This is a genomic window from Rahnella perminowiae, from assembly GCF_019049695.1.
Classification (GTDB): domain Bacteria; phylum Pseudomonadota; class Gammaproteobacteria; order Enterobacterales; family Enterobacteriaceae; genus Rahnella; species Rahnella perminowiae.
Map to the genome: position 1 here is coordinate 1 of NZ_JAFMOT010000065.1, position 446 is coordinate 446.

The following is a 446-nucleotide window of genomic DNA, read 5'->3' on the forward strand; positions in this document are numbered from 1 at the left end:
TGATAAGATGACCGGTGAAATTTTTTATTATTATTACGATACCGACCACCAAAGCAATCGTATTGACGAAATTAAGTCATTATTGAACGCTATTTCGCCTGACTATACGCAGCCCACTGCTGAGCACTTGGGCGATGGGATGAACCGCGAGCAACATGCGGTAGCGGTGATGAAAGTCAAAGAAGACATTAAAGCTGGGCTGATTTTCCAGTGTGAAGTGGGTTTCAAATCGCATTATCGCATCCAAGGCGATACTATGCCAATTTATAGTAAACTGCGCGAAGTCAACCCGTCACCGCATATGTACTATGTCAAATTTGGCGCCCAAAAAATCATCGGCGCATCGCCTGAGTTGTTGTTCCGATTGCGCAATGGTGAGATGGAGACCTTCCCACTGGCGGGCACCACCAAGCGCGGCAAGGATGAGACCGAAGATCGCCAATTAG

Annotated in this window: 1 protein-coding gene; it reads left to right on the plus strand. The window is 47.1% G+C overall.

Translation table 11 applies throughout. The annotated features are described in order from the left end of the window. A partial coding sequence (locus tag J1781_RS00305; protein WP_217233011.1) for a chorismate-binding protein occupies window positions 1–446 on the plus strand: 446 nt, incomplete at both ends.